Raw genomic sequence first — 21,482 nt, 5'->3', positions numbered from 1 at the left:
ATTCGCAGTGCGGACAGGCCAGTTCAGCGTGATATACGCTGCGCTGGCTTGTCCCGTTACTGCCTGCAACGAATTAGAACTCTATTAATGAAAGAAGGATTAATGTCATGATTGAGCTTCGCAACGTAACCAAAACGTACGCCAATGGCACCAAAGGGCTGAATAATATCAATCTTACCTTTGAACAGGGTGAATTTATTGCAGTAGTCGGCTTGTCTGGTGCGGGTAAATCCACACTGCTGCGTTCCATCAATCGTCTTCATGATATCAGCGAGGGAGAGATTTTGATTAACGGCAGTTCCATTACGAAGGCACAGGGCAAGCGATTACGCATGATTCGCCGGGATATCGGCATGATCTTCCAGAGTTTCAACCTGGTTAAACGCTCCAGCGTGCTCCGTAACGTACTGGCGGGACGCGTAGGTTATCATTCCACGATGCGTACCATCCTGGGCCGTTTTCCAAAAGAAGATACGGAACTTGCATTCGAAGCGCTCGAACGCGTGAACATTGCAGAGAAGGCTTATTCCCGTGCAGATCAGCTGTCTGGAGGACAGCAGCAGCGGGTGGCCATCGCCCGAGTGCTCGCACAGGAAGCGAAAATTATTTTGGCAGATGAACCAGTTGCCTCACTAGACCCGCTCACCACCAAACAAGTCATGGATGACTTGAAACGCATTAATCAGGATCTCGGCATTACGACCATCGTTAACCTTCACTTTATTGATCTGGCAAGGGAGTATGCGACACGTATTGTCGGTTTGCGTGCAGGTGAAGTGGTCTTTGACGGTCCTGTGGAAGAGGCGACAGATGAGCGCTTTGCGGAGATCTATGGCAGACCGATTCTCGCAGACGAATTGTTGGACAAACAGGCTGTAACCGAGCAGGGAGAAGTACTGGTATGAAGGGGCAGTCTGGCGCTTCACTTCATACACCACTAACGGGAGCGGGGAAGGAGCCCGGTTCAGGACCAGGGCAGGTGGTTAATCGTCCCAAGCCACCCGGCCGCACCAAACATCTGCTTACGCTAGTTATCATCTTGCTGCTGCTGTGGGCCAGTGCCAAACAGACCGATGCGAGCTTCGGCGAACTGTTTGGAGGATTCCCCGAAATGTGGAAATTGATAAAGGAAATGTTTCCACCTCGGTGGACTTACTTTGACAACATTGTTCAGGGCATGCTGGAGACCATTCGTATGGCTCTGATTGGCACCACCATCGGCGCATTTATTGCCATTCCAGTTTCGATTATCTGTGCAGGCAACCTGATGCCGAGCCGCTGGATTTACTATCCGGCCCGGTTTGTACTAAATCTGATTCGTACCGTGCCCGATCTGCTACTCGCTGCACTGTTTGTTGCTGTGTTCGGTCTCGGCCCAATCCCGGGTATTCTGGCACTTGCCGTATTCTCCGTCGGACTGATTGCCAAGCTGACCTATGAAACGCTGGAAACGATTGATCAGGGACCGCTGGAAGCGATGACGGCTGTTGGCATGAACCGGATTCAACTGATCGTCTATGGTGTGGTACCACAACTGGCTGCCCAGTTTACATCCTATGTTCTGTATGCCTTTGAGATCAATGTGCGTGCGGCTGCCATCCTTGGATTGGTAGGTGCAGGCGGTATTGGACTGTACTATGAAGCAACACTTGGATTCCTGGAATATGACAAAACGAGCGTGATCATTCTCTTTACCCTAGTTATTGTTCTGATCATTGATTATGTAAGTACTAAGCTGCGGGAGAAATTGTTATGATGAAAAATGAAACGAGCGTCATTCGGCGCAAACCTCGAAAGAACCCGCTTCGCTGGGTCATTGTGTTGCTGCTCATCCTGGTATATGCCTGGGCACTGGCAGGTGTACCGTTTACGGGCCTCAAGGAAACAGCTGGACAGATTATGAAGGCGATTATTGCCGGGATTTTCTCGCCGGATTGGGACTTTGTCTATTTGCCTGAAGGTGAGGATTTGCTGCGGGGACTGCTGGACACGCTGGCGATCTCGATCCTGGGAACCGTTATTTCAGCTGTACTGTGTATTCCGTTTGCTTTCTGGTCTGCCAGAAACATGAGCCGTTTCCGCGGCATATCGGGTGCAGGGAAAATGGTGCTGAGCTTCATCCGTACCTTTCCTGAGATCATCATGGCTTTGCTTTTTATCAAGGCTGTAGGACCGGGTTCCTTTGCGGGTGTACTCGCGCTTGGACTGCATTCCATCGGGATGCTGGGTAAATTGTTCGCGGATGAAGTGGAAAATATCGATTATGGTCCTTCAGAAGCGTTGCTCGCTTCCGGAGCGACTCGTATGCAGCAGCTCTGGTTTGCCGTGCTGCCGCAAGTATTGCCTGGATTCCTCAACTACACGTTGTATCGCTTCGAGATTAATGTACGTTCTGCAACCATTCTGGGGGTTATCGGGGCAGGGGGAATTGGTACACCGCTGATCTTCGCACTCAGCACGCGGAACTGGCCGCGAGTAGGGATTATCTTGCTGGGGATCATCGTGATGATCACGATCATTGACCTGATCTCGGGGTATATCCGGAAGAAGCTGGTGTAACTAATCGTAGAATTCTTGGTTTATTGGTCTATAAGAGGCTATCACGTGTTGAAATATAAATGCACGGGTAGTCTTTTTTTTGTTTTAACTAAATCTTTGATTCCAATGTTCCCTTAAGGTTTGCAACATTTTGAGTTCATTCTCGTTTCTATATTTAAAAAGTGGTGGAACTATGAGATCGGCCATCTTTGTAGGCGTTGTTGTCTTGCTGGCCATATGTATAGGCTGTAGAGGGCATGAAAGGCTTATTGTTGAGGATGATTTTCTGGAACATTTTATAACTTCACTTGAAGAGCAGGGATTAAAAGTTGAGACGATGGAGCCTTCAACGAGTATAGACATGCAGGGCAAAGTTCCATTTCAGATGAGCATTTCTCAGAACGGAGAGGATCGTGATACTGTATTTGTTTATTTCTTCAATTCGGCCAAACAGGCGAAGCAGGCACTTGAACAAGCAAGCTTCACAATAACCTCTTTAACAAATATCGGTAAATACCAAAAAAATAATGTAATCGTTATTCACTATGCACTGGATGGCAATTTGGGGAAGTATGATTCTCATATCCATGAAGCGATGAATACAGATTAGCTCAGTAAGTCAGCACAACATGTATGAATAAAATAAAAAAAACCGAAACCATGTTGCCCGGCATTAAGGCAACGGTTGGTTTCGGTTTTTCTATATCTCTTAGCTAGCCAAAGGCAGTGCTTTGGTAACTTGAACCGTAATCGTTTCGGTGCTTGTCACACCGGCTGAATTCACCAGCTCAGCACGGTACGTGTACGTTCCGTTGGCACGACTGGACAGGTCTGTTGCCGCGCTTTGAGCAGATGGTGTTGCAGCTTTCAAGGCTTGAGTATCAATTAATACATCATTTTCATAGAGGCGATACTCTGTTGCATTTGTACCCCACCAGAGGTTCATCGTTACTTTGTAGCTGCCATCTCCATCCCAGTTGTCCTGGGAGAGGACTGCTTTGCCTGGAGCAGCATTGGCAACTTGAACCGTCAGTACTTCACTGCGAGTGGAACCGCTGGAGTTCGTCAACTCAGCCACATACGTATAGGTACCGTTGGCTTTGCCTGTAATCGTCGTTTTAGCGGATTGTGCTTGCGGAGAAGCGCTGGTCAGCGTTTGCGAATCGATCAACACGCCGTCTTCGTACAATTTGTAGCTTGTTGCGTTTTCACCCCACCAGAGGTTCATGGTAACGGTATAGGATCCTTCAAGAAGACCATTGGTATGGCCATTATTGGAGGAAAGCACGGGTTTACCCGGTGCACCCGCCGAAGGAATCGAAGGCTCTTCACCGCCGCCTTCTTCCTCAGCAGCAGCAAAATCATTCAGGTTTCTTGGTTTCAATTGATATACATCCCTGAAGATGGCAGCGACACCGGTAACATTGATTTTGTCACCTGCTGCATAAGGGAAGCTCGATTCGGTTACCCCTGTGCGTGTATCAACACGTACATGAGTGCTTGTCCCGTCCGCTGCAACTGCGTCAAATTCAAACGATCCAACAGGTGTTGCACTGACCACGTTTTCAACGGTTACGTCTTTCAGTTGGATTAATTGTCCTTGATTATTATCCGTTACTGTCGTTGCTTCAACAGGAGCCGGGATATCCGCTGTTCCTGTTTTCTCGATGGCAACAATGTCAGTCAGTTCGAACTCGGAGTTATACAGCGCCGTAGCTGCAGTAACCTTAACCTTGTCTCCGGCATGGAAACCGCTTGTGCTCTGGAAGACATACAGTCCCCCAGTTTCATCCTGCAAGTAGAAGGACTGTCCGCCAAAAGCGCCTGGTTCGGTAGTTACAACGCCCTCAACAGTTACCGTTGTTCCGGCTGTTTTGGAACGTGCTTCAGCAATGGTAATGGCTGCAGGAATCGGTCCTTCCTCTTCAGGAAGCTGCTCGGCTGGAACGTTGCCGATGGTCACGGCATTGGTGATCAGGTTGCTGCCGTTCAGGCGAAGACGCAAGTTCGCTGCACCGGAAGTTCCTGGCTTGATGCGAACGTTCAGATCCTTGATCGCCCGGCCTTTGCTGTCGGAAGTGACGCTGAATGTGGAGCTGTAGCCATAGGAAGTAGGCCAAGTGCCGCTCTCATTCTGAATCATCGCTACTTGAGTTCCACCAGTCAGATAAATTCCTGCACTGTACCCGGATACAGTTGTATTGGCAGGCATGTTTTCCACGACAACGCGAATCTGGAAGTCCTCTGCGTTAGGCAGTGTATCCTGTTTCACGAAGCTGTAAGAAGCATTGGCGCTGGAAGCAGGTCCGCCATAGGAACCTGGCTTGAAGGTGGAGCTGTCATACCATTTGTAGCCTGCAGCGGGTGCAGCCCAAGGCTCAGCCTGTGGCTCGGTGGAAGCTGCTGGTTCCTCGAATGCGAGCAATGCAGTTGGATTATCCAGTTCCAAACCGTTTACCTGGGTAAAATCGGTATAGTTTTCTTGCGTAGCAAGCCAGTTCACTGTGTTAACGAGCAGCGCAGCATCGTCAGCTTCTTTGAAACCATCATAGGTTGTTTTGCGTGCACCTGTCTCTTCACGCAAATATTTAGGAGATGCATCTTCTACTGGGGAGGAGTCTCCGATGAAGGCTGCTTTACCCGCGCCCAGCTTGGATACGGCTACGTAAGGACCTTCTTCAATCCCGCCGCCGTTGTAAACGCCTTGATCCACCGCGTTATTCCATTTTGCATTGGTTTTTGGCAGGTAGACGATACCTTTTGCTTTTTCCGGATCAGTAATAGCGAGAGTAGATCCGGCATGCATGGCTACAGCCGATACTCCTTCCGTGATCCCGAAGGCTTGATCTGCCGGGACAATGATGTTTGCGTCGATATCGCCAAGTGCGTTATAGCGGAAACGTACGCCAAAATTATCGGACAACCAGTCTGTACTGGCTACATTTTGCATGGCTGCGGAGTTACGTTCTTCTGTGCTCATGCCTTTAGCTGGGTCTTCGTACGCTCCACGACGGTAGCCGTTAATGACTTCAGAGCCATCCCAGCGGTTTTTGTTGCGGTCGGCGTTATAGTGATCTCCGACGAAGAAGATACTGCCGCCTGATTCAACGTATTGCTTCAGTGCAGCCTGTTCTGAAGTTTTGAAAGGAATTTGGGGTTCTGCAATAACAAAAACGTTATAATCCTTGAGATCATCATAGGTAAATGGAGTTGTTTTTCGAAGTTCCTTCACGTAGTACCCGTCATTTGCGAGTGCATTACCGAAGTCCGAGAATCCGCCATCAATAACCCAGTCTGCAGCTCCGGCTGTCTGACCATGCGAGTTATCGAACAATACCTTTTTGCCGGCGTTTTCGTTCACCACTTTCGCCTGGATGAACGGTGCCGGATCCGTTGGACCCTCTGCGTGAACAGCAGCATTTCCATGCCATAATCCGACCTGAAGCGGTAAAGCCATGGACAATGCAAGGAGTGATTTTAACCATACTCCGCGCATGCTTGTCAATTTACCCAACCAAATCCCTCCCAAATATTAGTTGATTCATAAGTTCGTCCATATTTTATCACACCAAAATCTCACATAGTCATAACAATTTGTAAAAAATACCTCGAGTTTTGTAAAATTGAGCCATTAGTCATACGTCAAAAAGTGAATATACGATAAAAGCTTACATCCTCTGTATATTTTTGCTTAGCATAATATGAAAAAAGCCATCTTTTAGGAGATGACTTTGGCACGTATGCGATTCACGGCATGGAATACCGAAGACTTGATCATGCCTTCACTGCGATTGATGAGCTGAGCGGTTTCCCTGATGCTGTATCCATGAATGACGCGCAGCTCCAGGATTTTGCGATGTTCGGGATTACTGATGACGGAGAAGAGATCGTTGACACTCTCGGTGATCTCCAGTTCGGATATGTCATAGTGGTACGTTGGCACGTCAAGCCTGCTATCCCGCTTCATGGTCCGCGTTCGTTTGCGGAAGGTGTCCAGAGCGAGGTTATAAGCAATCTTTTTGAGATAGTAGAGCAGTCGATCTTCAGGGATGTCTGCGTGAACGTTCATGAGCCGAATGAAGCATTCCTGCGTCAGATCCTCTGCATCTTGAGGCTGCCTGACGAGATGGGATAAGTACCGAGTGATATCCGATTTATAATTAATATAAGCGTTGTTAATTGTTGCGCTGTTCATGTGATGGGGGTCTCCTTTGGTTACCGTCTGCATATCCGTTCCGGTTGGTGCGATATGATTGTCAGTATAGCGAGAGGATGTCTCCAAAGCGCACCGAACTTGTATCTAACTTGTAACACTTGGAGCCTAGTGACGAAGTCGATTCTGGGAATAACAGCGATCGGCGGAAGAACGATTCGTAGCCGGAACGGTTGCAATAAGAACAGAGGGGACTTTTTTGAAATAAGTCTCAATAAAACACTGAATATTGATCGTTTTGAACGGATATTTGCCTATGTCACAGCGGAAAGGATGTCTATAATAGTACCCGTCGGGCGGGAATGCCTGCTTAGAATTGAATGAGGAATGGAAGGAGGACAGCGCTCTGGATGTCGATTCAGTGGTTGATCGACTCTAATTTTGTAAGCGCAATCATTATGTTGTGGCGACCTGTTCTGTTCAAAAATAAGATAAGCATCACCTATTCTGTCTCAAGGAGAGTGAAGGTTGATGAATTCCAAAACAACAGTAAGGGTACATAAGGAAGAGTTTCCCCGTGTACAGACCAATCGCCGGAAGGTGCGTATGCCGCTTGCAGCCAAGGTGTTATCCTCGGCGCTCAGCGTTGCTTTGCTTATTGCGGGAACCGCGGGGACAAGCGGAGCAGCAGCTTCGAATGGCAGCAGTGCAGCAGAGGCTAGCCTTCAATCACACAAGGGGGGCGGTTCGTTGAAAGAGATTCAGCTCGAATATTTGGATCGGGGGCTGGTGGCAGCATCCACGTCCGAAGGTGTTTTTCTAAGCTGGAGGTTACTTGGGGATGAGGCAACGGGGTACAGCGACAAAGGGCTGACAGGCACGAACTTCAACGTGTACCGCGATGGCAAGAAGATTGCTACCGTTACGGATAGTACGAACTATATCGATCCCGCGGGAAAATCGTCTTCCCGCTATGAAGTAGCCGCTGTTAACAGCAAGGGAAAGGAAAGCAAGCGCAGCAGCTCCGTCAAGCCGTGGGCGAGTGGCTATATGGATATTCCACTGCAAAAACCCGCTGATGGGGTTACACCTGCTGGCGAAGCCTACACGTACTCCGCGAATGACATGAGCGTAGGTGATGTGGACGGAGACGGCCAATATGAATTTTTCGTCAAATGGGACCCTTCCAACGCCAAGGATGTATCTCAAAAAGGCTACACTGGTAAAACGTACGTCGATTGTTACACCTTGGACGGCCAGTTGTTGTACCGGATTGATCTCGGGGTCAACATCCGTGCGGGTGCTCACTATACACAGATGCTGGTTTATGATTTTGACGGAGATGGCAAGGCAGAATTGATGTTCAAGACCGCTCCGGGAACCAAGATTATCAAATATAACCAAAAAGGAAAAGTGACGTCCGAGAAATATATAACGCTGCCAAAAGAAGACCGCAAAGCAGGATACTCCAACGAAGACGACTATCGTTTAAGTGCTGAGGATTACTATGATCATGTGGTCGACATGTTCAAAAACTGGCACAAACACGAGGAGGTTGTGAAGGGGAACTGGCCTGCTACGCTGGAGGAGGCTTTTGGCATAGAGAAGAAGTATGCCTATCCGTTGTCCCAGCAGGATGCCGAGAGTCTGGCTGATTATTTCATCGATGTTTATGCGCCAAGCCGCAGTGACAAGAACGAGCTGCGCAAATTCGAAGGCTTTATCGTAGATGGACCTGAGTATGTGACCGTGTTCGAAGGGGAATCCGGCAAAGAGCTCGAGACCATTCCTTACGAGCCGGAACGCCATGATGATGGTCTGATGTGGGGCGATTATGCCATGGCACGGATCGAGCCGGGTAACCGGGTGGATCGTTTCCTGGCAGGCGTGGCGTATCTGGATGGCAAGAAGCCATCTGCTGTCTTTGCACGCGGGTACTATACACGCTCGACGATGGTTGCTTATAACTGGGACGGCAAAAAGCTCAAACGCGAATGGAAAGTGGACAGTGGCTGGACACCGATGAAAAATCCGTTCAACGACGGACCACATGGTGTAGACGGCACAGATCCGGAGTACGGCTCCATTACGACTCAAGGCGCTCATTATTTCAGTGTGGCTGATGTCGATGGAGATGGTAAGCAGGAGATTATTTATGGTTCGGCCACGATCGATCATGATGGCAGTGTGCTGTACAGCTCAACGGACCTGATGCCTGCCGAAAGTGCTGCACCGGGAACGATTGCCCGCCTGGGTCATGGGGATGCACTGCATGTGGCAGATATTGATCCGGACCGTCCGGGACTTGAAATTTTCATGGTACATGAAGGCGGTCCGTGGGCTCCATATGGCTATTCCTTGCGGGATGCCAAAACGGGAGAAGTCATCTATGGCGGCTATACAGGGAAAGATACCGGGCGCGGGATGGTAGGGGATGTAGACCCTACTCGCCCAGGCTTGGAGACATGGGCTGTAGGATTGTGGACAGCCAGTGGTGAGAAAATAAGTGATAAGGCGCCTGGCACGAATATGAATATTCGCTGGGCAGCAGATATGACCACTCAGATCGTAGACGGCGCGATTGATGTCACGCCAACCATCAAGGATTGGAATCGCGGCACGCTGCTGACCGCCACAGGCACATTAACCAACAATCACACCAAAGGCACGCCTTCTCTGGTGGCCGATATTTTCGGGGATTGGCGGGAAGAGATGCTGGTGAGAACCGAGGACAGCTCGGCCATCCGCATCTATCTGAGTACGGAGAAGACAGACCGGAAGCTGTACACGCTGATGCATGACGCCATGTACCGCGTGGGTATTGCCGGACAGAACAGCGGTTACAACCAGCCTTCTTATCCGTCCTTCTATATGGCATCGGATATCGACTGGTCGAAGGTAACACTGCCCAAGTTCTCTACTCCCCAATCAGGTAAGGGTGGAAAATGATTAAGTTCAGGTTATTGAAGAAAGGTTTCTAATATAAAACCTAGCTCTGGAATATCCCGGTGTGTCTCGGCACATGAGGGGTCCCAGAGCTTTTTCACGTAGAAACGTAAGAAGAAGAAGGAGAACTGGATCAAAAACTTATCCAATCGAGGGGCGCAATATCAGATTGAGGGGCACTATATCAGAGCTATAACCTAATCTTCATGTCAAATGTTCTATGGACGCGAATGCTTCAATTCTGCAGTTTCCTTTATCATAGATAAGCTTGGTTATGGAACATTCGGGAATAAGACGGTTTTGTACGGATTTAAAATAAGGATGCCAGACGTCCAGCTCTCGCTCGGTGAACGTCTGAACCAGGAAATCGGTAATAAGTCCGCCATGGGTAACCACGATGATGTTACGGTTTACGGGCTCTTCATTGTGCAATTCGGCCAGTAGGGAGCCCAGACGTTGACCCGCTTTTTGGGCCGAATCGCCCACAGGCGGGATGTAATCCGGATCAGACGTGCATTGGTCCCACATCGCGATAAATTGCTCAAAGGTCTGATGAGGGCAATCGCCCCAATTGGCACGCTCTCGCAAGCGGGAATCTTCGGCTACAGGACAACGAGTATACAAGGCAATCCTTTCGGCGGTTTCTTTTGCTCTTTGAAGGGGACTGGTAACAATTTTGGTGATGGGGAAAGCAGCCTTGGCCAAATGCCTTGCTGTTGACTCCGCTTGTATGGTCCCTTCAGGAGTAAGGGAGACATCACCGATGCGCCTTTCTTTTAAACCGTGTCTCACGAGATGGAAGATGGTACTCATCATACTCGACCTCCTTATAGGATGGAAAATAGGTACGGAATGAATTAGATATTTAGCTAATTATATAATTATCTAATTAAAATAAGCAATCTATTTGATGTAATGGAGTTTAAAACCACCTTGCAGAATTGCTACAATGGTGAAAAGTGAGGATCGCTGCATCAATGGAGGTAGGAACATGAGCACGAAACGTTTTACAGGAAGCCTGTTTCAGGAGGAGCTGCGAACGGAGGATTACGGGCCGCGATTCTACGCGTACTATTATAAGCAATGGGACAATTACAGCATGGCCTATCACCATCATGATTCGACTGAAATCATGTATATCATTTCGGGGATGTGCAGGGTCGATGTGCAGATGCCAGATGGGAATTCAGAGCAGGCTGTGTTGAAAAAGGGGCAGTTCATTCTGCTGGATGCAGGTGTTCCGCACCGTTTGCTGGTCGAGGATGGTGTTCCTTGCCGGATGTTAAATGTGGAGTTTGGCTTTGCCGGCTCGGCGCCTGGACAACCCTCTATTCGGCAGCTCGCTCAGGAAGAGGAGGAAGTCGGTACCTTCTTAACGCACGCTTTGCCTTACATGGTACTGCCTGATCCGGAAGAGGTATATCACATTATGAAAAGCCTCGTCCTGGAGCTGGATCAACGCGGCCTCATGAATCACAGCGGGTCTGCTATCCCGATACGAATCATTCCTTCTGATGAACGATCACACCATCGTGAAGCCAGGAATCTCAAGTCACCGGAACAGGGTACGCTGGTGCGTACACTGTTTATCCAGCTGCTGGTCCGGGTTGCGCGGCTGCGTGGGGAGATGAGCCGGAGTGCACCGGATCAGTCGGAGCTATATGTTAAACGAACCATTGAGTTCATGCATCATAATATGGATCGCAGCATTCAGATGAAGGATATCGCGGCAGCGGTCAATCTGCATCCCGGCTATCTGCATCGCATCTTTCGTCAGCACACCCGGCGGACCCCAACGGACTATCTTACCATGCTTCGAATGGAGAAGGCCAAGATGCTGCTGCAGCAGACCAATATTCCGATCTCGGAAATTTCGGAGTATGTGGGCGTGGGCAGTCGTCAGTACTTCCACATGTTATTCAAAAAATATACAAGCCGGACTCCGGTTGAATATCGATCCATGATGGAGAGGCATGTCAGCCTGTACCCACCAGAGGAGTGAGTGGAGTGTCTTATTTTTAGCCAAGAGAGAAGTACTTCATCTGATAATAAAAGTTAGGATTTTTGACAACCTCATCTGGAACTGGTCATGATTTTGATAACGCTTCATCAATTGCCGTTGATACAATGATCTCATGAAGTGAGGTCATTAACCGAAACGAAACATTTCGGATTACGGGAGGACATGCGAATGTCGTTTAAAGTGGCATTTATCGGGGCAGGGAGTATCGGTTTTACAAGAGGTTTGCTGCGGGATTTGTTGACGGTACCGGAGTTTAACAACATAGAGGTTGCGTTCTGCGATATTAATCAGCACAATCTGGACATGGTGACAGAGCTATGCCAGCGGGATATACGCGAGAATGGACTCAATATTCAGATTCAGCCTACCACGGATCGAAAAGAGGCGCTTAAGGACGCGAAGTATGTACTGTGTACAATACGTGTTGGAGGGCTGGAGGCATTTGCAACCGATGTGGACATCCCACTCAGATATGGGGTGGATCAATGTGTCGGCGATACGTTGTGTGCTGGAGGTATTATGTATGGGCAGCGCGGAATTGCCGAAATGCTGGACATCTGCAAAGATATACGCGAACAGAGTGCACCGGACGTGCTGCTCCTGAATTATTCCAACCCGATGGCTATGCTAACATGGGCTTGTAATAAGTATGGTGGCGTACGTACCATCGGATTGTGTCACGGTGTGCAGCATGGACATCACCAGATTGCGGAAGCATTTGGGTTGAAGATGAATGAAGTGGATATTGTGTGCGCGGGTATCAATCATCAGACCTGGTACATCAAGGCTTCTCACGAAGGCAAAGACCTTACAGGTGATTTGCTTGAAGCTTTTGAAAAACATCCGGAGTACAGCCGTACCGAGAAAGTCCGGATCGATATGCTGCGCCGCTTCGGCTACTACAGCACGGAATCGAACGGGCACCTTAGCGAATATGTGCCATGGTACCGCAAACGTCCAGAAGAGATTCAGGACTGGATTGATCTGGGCAACTGGATTAACGGAGAGACGGGCGGGTATTTACGCGTGTGTACAGAGGGCAGAAATTGGTTCGAGACTGATTTTCCCAATTGGATGAAGGATGAACCGATGCAATTTGTTCCGGAAAAACGTGGCGGAGAACATGGTTCGTACATTATAGAAAGTCTGGAAACGGGACGTGTATATCGCGGACACTTTAATACAGTGAATAACGGCGTGATTTCCAACCTGCCGAATGATGCAATTATTGAAGCACCAGGATATGTGGATCGAAACGGGATCTCGATGCCGCATGTCGGTGATCTGCCACTGGGTCCGGCTGCGGTATGTAATGTGAGCATTTCGGTCCAAAGGCTTGCGGTTGAAGCAGCTGTACACGGAGACGACAAGCTGCTTCGTCAAGCATTCATGATGGATCCGCTTGTCGGTGCCGTATGTAATCCAAAAGAAATTTGGCAGATGGTTGACGAAATGCTGGTTTCTCAGGCGCAGTGGCTGCCGCAATATGGTGAAGCCATTGTTGCCGCAGAAGCCAGACTTGCTGCCGGTAATCTTATTCCTACGAAGGAATATGAAGGTGCTGCACGTCTCAAGGTAAAAACAATCGAAGAGATGCAGCAGGATCGTGAGGCAGCGAACAAAAATGCGGGTGAGTCCGATAAAGGGAAAGACCGCGAGAAAGTGCAGCAATAATCGTAAGATTCATCTGATCAGAAGATAAGTTGAACGTGAACCATGACAAGGCCCACTCCAATGTGTTGGAGGGGCCTTGTTTTTTTATTTTTTCTCCACGAGTTGAACGGCAAAAGCAAATGAAGTATCCCCCAAGGAAACATTCGAATCTGTGGGAGAGGACCAGCGGGCAAATGCTCCATAATAGTGAATGCCGGTTTCCTGTGCCAGTTGGAATGATCCCGCTGTAATTGAGACGCGATGAGCTTTTCCATCCACATATTCGACTAGAGTAAATTCATCCGGGGCAACGTCAGTCCCCATATCAATGGATGCATCCTCTCCCACAAGTAGAGTAACAGGTGTTATTCTTTCCAGCAGCTCCAGGACTCCTGCGTAGTCGACACACAAGCCCTCCCAGCAATAACTTCCCTGTACAGCGGGGATGGGGCTGCCGCTCACGGATTGGATGATGGGTTCAGGAAGTTCCGTTGGCAAGTTATTGCGAAGGCTCGTTCCTGAAGGGGAATTTTCCACGTTGTTCATATTGTATTGGTTGGTATTGCATCCGGACAATAGGAACACAGATCCAAGCAGCATAAGGGTAGTCCAAACTCTCACTGAATGTATGAAATTAATCTCAAACACCTCCCCAATATATTCCATATACGAAAAGCAGGGGAGGAATGTTGCTCGGCAATGGGCGGGCACGGAGTTGAAGGCACTTCAGGACCCTCTCCAATGGGATTTCGTGGTACGTTCGAAGCTGGAGAAACCAGCAAAAGTCCAAGAGGCGTTTTCACAAATTGTTGACAATTGAGCTGCATGAAAACGTAGGAAATAGGCTAGACACTCGACTCTTCTCCCATGCTATGTTATTATAAGTCTCTGATAACGTGGTAACGAACTAAAGCGTTTGGGTTTTGGTTACAGACATGGAGGGGTTCTAGAGATGAGAAAAAAAGCGATATTCCTATTATTCATCAGCATATGCATAATCGTTGTAGCAGGTTGTTCCAGCTCGGGAAGCAAGGACGACAACTCCATTATTGTGGGGATTGATGACAAGTTCGCTCCAATGGGGTTCCGGGATGAGCAAAATGAAATTGTCGGCTTCGACATTGATTACGCCAGAGCTGCAGCGGAGAAAATGGGTAAAGAAGTTACCTTTCAGCCGATCGACTGGTCTTCCAAAGAGTCAGAGCTGAACAGCGGCCGGATCGACATGATCTGGAACGGGTACACGATTACGGACGAGCGCAAGGAGAAAGTGCTGTTCACTAAGCCGTATTTGGAAAACAGTCAGGTTGCGATTACACTGGCCGATTCCCCAATTACGAAGCTGGATGAGCTAGATGGCAAAAATGTGGGATTGCAGGCTCTGTCTTCAGCGGCAGATGCACTTGCAGCCAGTCCCCTGAAGGACAAAGTGAAAGCTTCCGAATTCAAGGATAACGTTCTTGCACTGACGGATCTGAAGACGAAACGTCTAGATGCGGTTATCATTGATGAAGTGGTGGCAAGATATTACATGTCGAAGGAAGAGGGAACCTTCAAATTGCTGGATGAATCCCTTGCACCGGAGCAATATGGTATTGGTATCAAAAAAGGCAACGAGGAACTGCTCGATCAGCTGCAAAAAGCACTGGATGAACTGAATGCAGACGGAACGGCTGCCGAGATCTCAACCAAGTGGTTGGGTGAAGACAAGGTGTTGAAATAGACAGGTTAGCGCCTGACATACGATCAGAAACCAATATGACCCCGTATTCCTCTTGGAGCATCGACTCCATTGGAGTGCGGGGTTAACAGATTAGAGGAGACAAAAAATCATGAGTTGGGATTATATATCTACTATTTTGAAGCCTATGCTTGAGGGAGCCCAGACAACCATCTTTATGTTCTTGCTCGCCATCGTGCTGTCCGTACCGCTTGGATTCGTGGTCACCCTGGCGATGAGAAGCCAAATTAAACCACTGGCATGGATTGCACATACGTACGTCTATGTCATGCGGGGAACACCACTGCTTCTGCAGGTATTATTCTTCTGCTTCGGTCTTCCGCTGCTTCCTGTAATTGGCGATTACCTGGTGTTTGATCGTTTTGTTGCTGCGGCGATTGCATTCATTCTGAACTATGCGGCGTACTTTGCCGAAATTTTCAGAGGTGGTTTGCTCTCCATTGACAAAGGGCAGCATGAAGCTGCACAGGTTCTCGGTTTAACCAAGTGGCAGACGATGACCAAAGTCATCATTCCACAGATGATTCGGGTGGTACTGCCTGCAACGGCGAATGAGTCCATTACTCTGATTAAGGATACGGCTCTGCTCTATGCGGTTGCGGTTCCTGAATTGCTCTATTATGCCCAAGCTGCGGTCAACCGGGATCTGCAGCTCATCCCATTTTTCGTCGCTGCGATCATGTATCTGCTCATGACATTGGTGCTCACCTTGCTGTTCAAAGCACTGGAGAAGCGGTTTTCATTTGAATAAATTAAATCTGATTAATCAAAGGACTGTCTGCATATGACACATATTATAGAAGTGAATCAGTTAAGAAAATCATTCGGCACACTTGATGTCCTGAAGCAGGTAACCTTCAATGTGACACCGGGTGAAGTCATTGCCGTGATTGGCCCTTCGGGCTCGGGCAAGAGTACGATGCTGCGCAGCCTGATTCATCTGGAGGATATCTCTGGTGGAACGATTCGCATTCAGGATCAGACACTGGTTGATAATGGCCGTTATGCGGGGACTGCCGAGATCCGCAAAATCACGGATCGGATGGGTATGGTATTTCAGCATTTTAATCTGTTTCCGCATCTGACTGTACAAGCCAATCTGGAACTCGCACCGAAGACGTTGAAAAAGGAAAGCAATGCAATTATCCGCCAGCGAAGCCTGGAACTGCTCGGGAAAGTAGGGTTGTCCGACAAGGCGGACGCCTACCCGGCCAATCTGTCCGGTGGACAGAAACAGCGCGTAGCCATTGCTCGTGCATTGATGATGCAGCCGGACATTCTGCTGTTTGATGAGCCGACGTCAGCACTCGATCCCGAGTTGACTGGAGAAGTGCTGCGAGTGATCAAGGATCTCGCACAAGAGAATATGACGATGATGATCGTTACTCATGAGATGAGCTTCGCCCGTGATGTTGCGGACCGGGTTTTCTTCATGGATAACGGTGAAATTGCCGAAGCGGGCCCGCCGGAGCAAATCTTCGGCAACCCCAAGCTGAATCGCACACGCACCTTTCTTCAGCGGGTAGAAGTAGATTCTTAAATCGAAATAAAAGTGGTGCTCCATTAAACATGGAGCACCTTTTTTTAAGTTCATTTTAAGAGATATACCCGTCGAACAACCACTCCCGCCAGTAGTGAGGGTATAACAAGATTACATAATTACAAATTTATTAATATATATATTTATTTTATATAACGACATGAATCCCCTTACTTCGACAAGGATATGCATTTATTATGAGGTGGAGTATAGTGTTCGAATCCAAAATCGCTATACAGCTTATCGTTATGAGGGGAGGTTAATATATCCATTCATAAAGTAACAAAAGTACGTTCCATTTAAAAATGGAATGCAAAAGAGAGAGAATTTATTTTTTATCATAAATATGAAAGCGCTTTACTCATTGGGTATGCGGAGAAACATATTGTTAACTCGCAATATAAGCAACCAATTATGAAGGGAGATCGATCCAATCATGCAACGTGTATACAAGCTATGGAACAAGCTGAGCGCAATGATGCTCGTATTTGTACTTCTGGCTGTCAGCATGGGCAGTGGAAATGCACTGGGGGCAGCAAGTTCATCAACAACCTCGAATACAACCCGGGTATCTGTACATGACCCTTCCATTTATTATGATTCGTCCACGAACAAGTACTACATTTACGGATCTCATCTGGCTCAAGCGAGCAGCACGGATCTCCGAAACTGGTCTTACGAGGGAACGCAGGGGTATGCTAACAGTACCTTGTATGCCCCCTCAACCTTCGAAGGGTATTATTACATCAAAAATAAAAACAGCAGCCTCTACCTGGATGTCGCCGATGGCTCGTCTGCCGACGGGACAAGCATTCGGCAGTGGTCCTATAACGGCTCTGACGCGCAAAAGTTCAGAATTATGCACTACGGCAATGGGGATTACTATCTCCTTACAGCCAACTCGGCCTATAAAAGTGCCCTCGACGTAAATAGCGGCTCGGCTGCCGATGGAGCTCTCATTGAGCAGTGGGCCTATTGGGGCGGTACAATGCAGTTGTTCCGGATCCAGCAAAATGCGGATGGTTCCGTTGCTTTCTTAACCAAGGCATCCGGATATACTAGTGCACTGGATGTGGCGGGCGGCAGCACGACTGCTGGAGCCAATATACAGCAGTGGAATTACTGGGGTGGAGAGATGCAGAAATGGGAGCTGGTCAAGGCAGGCGGCACCGGTAATGCCTCCCGCAGCTCGGGAGCTGCCTTGACATCCGCCTTGGCTGTTTCTTATGCATGGGCTGGATATAATGACCAAGACAGCTCTGGTGGTCATGCGGTATGGGCGCCGGCATCGCCAATTTACAATGCTTCATACACATGGGCGGACGGTTCCAAGGGAGCCTACATGCTGTATTACTCCACTTCTTCCACCTATATTCGCTCAGCTATCGGATTCGGTGTATCCAAATCTGTAAAGGGGCCGTACGAATACATCGATACGATTATCTACTCTGGATTCACAAATGGGAGCAATCCAGTTACGACCACGTCCTCACTTGGAACCAAAACCGTAAACACGTGGTATCAGCATACCAACATTCCTGAGCTGATCGACAAAGGCAGTCTGTCCGGCACGCGGAGCGGTTGGTTCTTGAGCAATGGAGGCTTTAACAATACCCTGTTCCCGAATGCCATCGACCCTACCTTAACGTACGACAGTTCCGGAAAGTTGTGGATGAGCTACGGGTCCTGGTCAGGAGGAATTTATATTCTGCAAATTAATCCGGATACCGGACAGCCCATCTATCCGGGATCGGATAACGGCAATACCGACCGTTACTTTGGCAAGCGCATAGCTGGAGGTTACGGCAAAACAGGAGAAGCTCCCTATATCGTTTATGACAAGGATGCAGGATATTACTACCTCTATGTAACCTACGGTGGACTGGCTAATGAAGGTGGTTACCATATCCGCTTGTATCGTTCCACCACAATTGACGGAACTTATACCGACGCTGCGGGCAATCAGGCCGTATATGCCTCTGCTTCAGTCGATCAGTCGACTCGTGGAATAAAGCTGTTTGGTAACTATGCTTTCTCCGGCATACCGCTCGGTTACAAATCAGGAGGGCATAACTCCGCTTTTCTAGATACGGATGGTGCAAGGTATTTGATCTACCACACCCGGTTTAATAATGGAACCGAGTATCATGAGGTTCGTGCACATCAGCAATTCCTGAACGCTGACAAATGGCCGGTGACGGCCGTATACGAATTTTTGGGAAGCAGTATCTCGTCCACAGGTTATAGCGCAAGCGATATGACGGGAACGTATCAGTTCGTCAACATGGGACTGGATGCTTCCATCAGCGGTGTGGGCATGCTGCCTACCCAAAGCGTGACGCTAAATTCCAATGGCACGATCACCGGTGCAGTAACCGGTACGTGGTCCAATACCGCCGGTACGTATTACTGCACGATGGTTATTAACGGGGTGACTTACAAGGGTATATTCTTTAAACAGAAAAATGAATCAGCCAGTCATAATGAAGTCATGACCTTCTCGTTGATCGGGTCCAACAATCAATCGATCTGGGGGTCCAAATAGGATCACCCGCCCATGAGTCGTTTTAACATCGGACACATTTAAGATTCATTAAAGGTTTGTCCTCTACCATGGTTCCTATAAGCCTCAGGTGCTTAACAGAAACCAAGAAGGAGGATGTATCATTTGAATAACTTACTACAAAAATTTGCAGTAACGGCACTGTCTGTGACAATGGTAACGTCATCATTCGGCTTAATCGTTAGCCCTAACGCTGCGTATGCGGCAGAGGATACGGCGGCTACAACGACCAGCACAGGCGTTACGCAAGCATACGAATCATTATTCCAGACAGATAATGTCATTGATATCAACGTTACGATTGATGATGCGGATTGGGAGAGCCTGCTTGAAAGTCCGCTCGATAAGGATTATAAGAAGGTCAGTGTGGAAGTGGATGGCAACAAGCTGGATAATGTCGGTTTTTCCACCAAAGGCAATCTGACACTGAAGACCGTGGCATCCATGGAAGATTCGGACCGCTACAGCTTCAGACTGAAGTTTGATAAATACGATAAAACGCAAACCTTGCTTGGCCTCGATAAAATGGTATTGAACAACAACTACGCGGATCCATCGTACATGCGTGAGGTTCTTCACTATGAAGCGCTGCGCAGTATTGGTATGGATGTACCGATGACGAACTACGTCAACCTGTATGTCAACGGCGAATTGGTTGGTTTCTATACAGGTGTTGAAGCGGTGGATGACAGCTATCTGGAGCGGAACTACGGTGAAGATTACGAAGACGGTGTTCTCTATGATACCGACGAGAGAAGTTATCTTCAATATGAAGAGGGCAGCGAATACAGCACACTCACTGAAGATTTGGGTACGGACGAGAATAAAACCAAACTCAAAAACTTTATCAAAACGCTGAATGACATGCCTGAAGGAGAAAAAGGCGATATCGAGAGCGTACTCGACGTTGATTCCGCACTTCAGTATATCGCGGGGAACATGGTCTTCGGCAACTATGACAGCTATAACGGCGACAAAGGGCATAACTACATGCTCTACAGCGATGCCGATGGCAAGTTCACGGTCGTACCTTGGGATTTTAACATGTCCTTCAATGGGTATTCGGGTGGAGGCGGACGTGGAACAACGACAACCGGATCAGCTACGACCAACACTAATGCAACGAACGTATCCGTGGACGAGCCTGTACTTGGCATAAGCATGGAAAATGTACCGATGATTAACAACCTGCTTGCCGTGCCGGAGTATAAGGAAAAATACTTGAGCTACGTCAACGAGCTGACGGATTACCTGGAAGGCATCCAGGACCGTATTACAGAACTTGCTGATGTCATCCGTCCTTATGTAGAAGCAGATCCAACCAAATTCTACACAACCGAACAGTTCGAATCCAACATTGCATACTCTGCTGGCGCAGATACATCAGGTGGGATCGGTGGAACACCACCGGAAGGGTTCGAAGGCATGACGCCGCCAGAGGGCATGGAGGGAATGACACCGCCGGAAGGTATTGAAGGCATGACGCCTCCAGATGGAACGACACCACCTTCGCAGCCGGATGGCACCAGCGGAACAAAACCGACAGATGGAGCCGCGAGCACAGGAAATACTCAGACACGTCCCGGCGGTAACTTCGGTGGTGGTGGAGGCATGGGCTCCATGGCAGCAGGATCGCTGACGACGTTTGCCTTGAACCGACTTGCCAACTTGCAAGAGCAGCTCGGACGCGAAGTGACACCGCTGCCTGAGACTACGGAAGATGCAGGCTCGGAAACTTCTTCTGAAACGGGAACAACAGACAAGACCATTTCCGTCACGCTGGATGGTCAAGCAATTTCGTTCCCGGATCAGGATCCGCTGGAGCAGAGCGGCCGGGTGATGGTACCTGTCAATGCCATTCTTGAAGCGCTGGGTGCCGAGGTGACTTGGGACAAAACGGCGAAGACGGTAACCGCTGTTCTGAACGACCAGACACTCGTACTCCAGATTGGAAGCAGCACGGCAACGGTTAATGGGGAGACGCTTGATATTGATGCACCAGCCATTATCCAAAATAGCCGTACACTGGTCCCTGTACGCTTCATCTCTGAAGGATTGGGATTGACTGTCGATTGGGACCAAACGGCAGCACAAGTAAGTCTTACATCCAAATAATCTAGAATGGAAAGAGGGACTCGATGAGCACATCGGGTCTCTTTTTTTGTTTCCTTTTTTCCATGTGTTATGTTCAGTAATCCCTATTCAAAACCGGCTTTGTATTCTTCTAGTGAATATGAATATATGAATCCAGACATATTGATTTGATCTATTCATGACATCAGAATTTCCAACCGGAAGGACATTCGCACACGATTACGGAAAATA

At 48.5% G+C, this 21,482-nt stretch carries 16 protein-coding genes; 12 read left to right on the top strand and 4 right to left on the bottom strand.

The features are described 5' to 3' along the window. The first annotated feature begins 107 nt into the window (after positions 1–107). The 4 genes from phnC to ABIC22_RS04840 all read left to right on the top strand — a co-directional run bounded on the left by phnC (position 108) and on the right by ABIC22_RS04840 (position 3,148). Positions 108–905 carry a phosphonate ABC transporter ATP-binding protein gene (phnC, locus tag ABIC22_RS04855; protein ID WP_354478829.1) on the top strand — a complete coding sequence of 266 codons (798 nt, stop codon included), beginning with the start codon at positions 108–110 and terminating at the stop codon, positions 903–905. After that, entirely contained in the window at positions 902–1,756 is an 855-nt protein-coding gene (phnE, locus tag ABIC22_RS04850) for a phosphonate ABC transporter, permease protein PhnE (RefSeq protein WP_354478826.1), read from the top strand. The genes phnC and phnE (ABIC22_RS04850) overlap by 4 nt, the downstream gene beginning before the upstream one ends. Continuing rightward, positions 1,753–2,559, top strand: a complete 807-nt coding sequence (gene phnE, locus ABIC22_RS04845; RefSeq protein ID WP_095361135.1) for a phosphonate ABC transporter, permease protein PhnE — start codon at positions 1,753–1,755, stop codon at positions 2,557–2,559. Before phnE (ABIC22_RS04850) ends, phnE (ABIC22_RS04845) begins: the two co-directional genes overlap by 4 nt. A gap of 172 nt (positions 2,560–2,731) precedes the next feature. Further along, complete coding sequence (locus ABIC22_RS04840; protein WP_354478823.1) at positions 2,732–3,148, top strand: hypothetical protein; 417 nt, start codon at positions 2,732–2,734, stop codon at positions 3,146–3,148. A gap of 99 nt (positions 3,149–3,247) precedes the next feature. On the opposite strand, the gene ABIC22_RS04835 is transcribed toward ABIC22_RS04840, so the two are convergent. Then, positions 3,248–6,052, bottom strand: coding sequence for a chitinase N-terminal domain-containing protein (locus tag ABIC22_RS04835; protein ID WP_483312529.1), 2,805 nt, complete (start codon positions 6,050–6,052; stop codon positions 3,248–3,250). Positions 6,053–6,256: 204 nt separating this feature from the next. Continuing rightward, positions 6,257–6,733 (bottom strand): RNA polymerase sigma factor, encoded by a 477-nt coding sequence (locus tag ABIC22_RS04830; protein ID WP_354478820.1) that lies wholly within the window; start codon positions 6,731–6,733, stop codon positions 6,257–6,259. A 564-nt stretch (positions 6,734–7,297) separates the two neighbouring features. Between ABIC22_RS04830 and ABIC22_RS04825 the strand changes: the two genes are divergently transcribed. Further along, positions 7,298–9,640 carry a rhamnogalacturonan lyase gene (locus tag ABIC22_RS04825; protein WP_354485852.1) on the top strand — a complete coding sequence of 781 codons (2,343 nt, stop codon included), beginning with the start codon at positions 7,298–7,300 and terminating at the stop codon, positions 9,638–9,640. Between the two features lie 201 nt (positions 9,641–9,841). Here ABIC22_RS04825 and ABIC22_RS04820 read toward each other — a convergent pair whose 3' ends face one another. Then, on the bottom strand, positions 9,842–10,453 hold the full coding sequence (locus ABIC22_RS04820; protein ID WP_354478817.1) for a histidine phosphatase family protein: 612 nt from the start codon (positions 10,451–10,453) through the stop codon (positions 9,842–9,844). 175 nt (positions 10,454–10,628) lie between these two features. On the opposite strand from ABIC22_RS04820, the gene ABIC22_RS04815 reads away from it, so the two are divergent. Next, entirely contained in the window at positions 10,629–11,639 is a 1,011-nt protein-coding gene (locus ABIC22_RS04815) for a helix-turn-helix domain-containing protein (RefSeq protein ID WP_354478815.1), read from the top strand. A gap of 189 nt (positions 11,640–11,828) precedes the next feature. Next, a complete protein-coding gene (melA, locus tag ABIC22_RS04810; RefSeq protein ID WP_354478812.1) occupies positions 11,829–13,334 on the top strand; it encodes an alpha-glucosidase/alpha-galactosidase in 1,506 nt (501 codons plus the stop codon). An 84-nt stretch (positions 13,335–13,418) separates the two neighbouring features. On the opposite strand, the gene ABIC22_RS04805 is transcribed toward melA, so the two are convergent. Further along, positions 13,419–13,913 carry a hypothetical protein gene (locus tag ABIC22_RS04805; RefSeq protein ID WP_354478810.1) on the bottom strand — a complete coding sequence of 165 codons (495 nt, stop codon included), beginning with the start codon at positions 13,911–13,913 and terminating at the stop codon, positions 13,419–13,421. Between the two features lie 352 nt (positions 13,914–14,265). On the opposite strand from ABIC22_RS04805, the gene ABIC22_RS04800 reads away from it, so the two are divergent. The 5 genes from ABIC22_RS04800 (at position 14,266) to ABIC22_RS04780 (ending at position 21,272) form a co-directional block, all read left to right on the top strand. Beyond that, complete coding sequence (locus tag ABIC22_RS04800) at positions 14,266–15,036, top strand: amino acid ABC transporter substrate-binding protein (protein ID WP_354478807.1); 771 nt, start codon at positions 14,266–14,268, stop codon at positions 15,034–15,036. 109 nt (positions 15,037–15,145) lie between these two features. Then, positions 15,146–15,805 (top strand): amino acid ABC transporter permease, encoded by a 660-nt coding sequence (locus ABIC22_RS04795; RefSeq protein ID WP_127538520.1) that lies wholly within the window; start codon positions 15,146–15,148, stop codon positions 15,803–15,805. A gap of 33 nt (positions 15,806–15,838) precedes the next feature. After that, on the top strand, positions 15,839–16,594 hold the full coding sequence (locus ABIC22_RS04790) for an amino acid ABC transporter ATP-binding protein (RefSeq protein WP_127538521.1): 756 nt from the start codon (positions 15,839–15,841) through the stop codon (positions 16,592–16,594). A gap of 436 nt (positions 16,595–17,030) precedes the next feature. Then, positions 17,031–19,139 carry an RICIN domain-containing protein gene (locus tag ABIC22_RS04785; RefSeq protein WP_354478802.1) on the top strand — a complete coding sequence of 703 codons (2,109 nt, stop codon included), beginning with the start codon at positions 17,031–17,033 and terminating at the stop codon, positions 19,137–19,139. A gap of 114 nt (positions 19,140–19,253) precedes the next feature. Continuing rightward, the gene (locus ABIC22_RS04780) at positions 19,254–21,272 is read left to right on the top strand and encodes a CotH kinase family protein (RefSeq protein ID WP_483312528.1); all 2,019 of its coding nucleotides are present in this window, start codon (positions 19,254–19,256) and stop codon (positions 21,270–21,272) included. The last annotated feature ends 210 nt before the right edge of the window (positions 21,273–21,482 follow it).

Source organism: Paenibacillus sp. PvP094, assembly GCF_040546835.1.
Lineage (GTDB): Bacteria > Bacillota > Bacilli > Paenibacillales > Paenibacillaceae > Paenibacillus > Paenibacillus illinoisensis.
This window is presented reverse-complemented; position numbering and strand designations above follow the sequence as displayed.